1 protein-coding gene and 1 pseudogene are annotated in these 1487 nt (G+C 57.0%); both read left to right on the forward strand.

The annotated features are described in order from the left end of the window. Window positions 1–114, forward strand: a pseudogene (locus tag AC0C6X_RS30040) (IS5/IS1182 family transposase); the annotation flags it as partial. A 65-nt stretch (window positions 115–179) separates the two neighbouring features. Then, window positions 180–1271 carry an IS630 family transposase gene (locus tag AC0C6X_RS30045; RefSeq protein ID WP_472956677.1) on the forward strand — a complete coding sequence of 364 codons (1092 nt, stop codon included), beginning with the start codon at window positions 180–182 and terminating at the stop codon, window positions 1269–1271. The last annotated feature ends 216 nt before the right edge of the window (window positions 1272–1487 follow it).

Consider the following 1487-nt stretch of genomic DNA (forward strand, 5'->3'; position numbering starts at 1 on the left):
GCCCGGCTCAAGGACTGGCGTCGCATCCACACCCGCTACGACCGATGCGCTCATACCTTCCTGTCAGCCATTGCCTTCGCCGCAGCATTCATCTTTTGGATCAATGAGTCCTGACCCTAGTCATCTGGAACTGAAGTTCATTACATTGTACGCTTTGCCTGTTCATGGGAGGTTGAGCAATGGCAAATGCGACTGGCCGACCGACGGCACCATTGATTTTGAGCGAGGCGGAGCGGGAGTATTTGGAGCGGCAGGTGCGTAAGCATCGCGTTGCTCGCTCCATGTCAGAGCGGTGCCGGATCATTCTTCGCTGTGCCGACGGAATTGCGAGCAAGGTCGTTGCCGGCGAACTCGGCGTGCATGAACATACGGTTGGCAAATGGCGGCGGCGCTTTCTTAAAGATCGGCTCGATGGCCTGCTCGACGAAGTTCGCCCTGGCCGGCCCCGCACGATCGGCGATGATCAGATTGCTGCTGTGATCGAGCGCACGCTGCGTTCTACGCCCACGGATGCGACCCATTGGTCCATCCGCTCGATGGCAGGAGCCGCTGGTTTTTCGCACACGACGATCCGCCGGATATGGAACGCCTTCGGCCTGCAGCCCCATCGCAGTGAGACGTTCAAGCTGTCCAGCGATCCTTTGTTCGTCGATAAGGTCCGCGACATCGTCGGTCTTTATCTGTCGCCTCCCAATCGGGCGCTGGTTCTCAGCGTGGACGAGAAGAGCCAAATCCAGGCGCTCGATCGCGAGCAGCCAGTGCTGCCGATGATGCCTGGCATGCCTGAACGGCGTACCCATTCTTATGTTCGGCACGGCACGACGACATTGTTTGCAGCACTCGATGTCGCCTCCGGCTTTGTCATCGGCAAATGCTACAAGCGGCATCGGGCCACCGAGTTCCTGGACTTCCTGAAGCAGATCGATGCGAACGTGCCGCCCGATTTGGACGTGCATATCGTGATGGACAACTATGCAACGCACAAAACTGCATCGATCAAGAACTGGCTGATGCGGCGGCCACGCTACCATGTGCACTTCACGCCAACCTCAGCCTCCTGGATCAACCAGGTTGAACGCTGGTTTGCGGAATTGACCCGCAAGCAACTACGACGTGGCGTCCATACTTCGACAGCTCAACTCGAAGCCGACATCAAAAGCTTCATCGAGCGCCACAACGAAAACCCAAAGCCATACCGCTGGACCAAATCGGCAGACGACATTCTCGCATCCGTCAAGCGCTTCTGTCAGAAGGTCGACAACAGCTTATGACACGAATTTCGGATTCAGATGACTAGCTAGCACTGGCCAAAGCTCTGCTCATCGGCTGTCGGGACGGTGGCGCCCGAAGACACGTGCGTCTAGTCATCTGGAACTGAAGTTCATTACATTGTACGCTTTGCCTGTTCATGGGAGGTTGAGCAATGGCAAATGCGACTGGCCGACCGACGGCACCATTGATTTTGAGCGAGGCGGAGCGGGAGTATT

The organism is Ensifer sp. VA4, assembly GCF_055710065.1.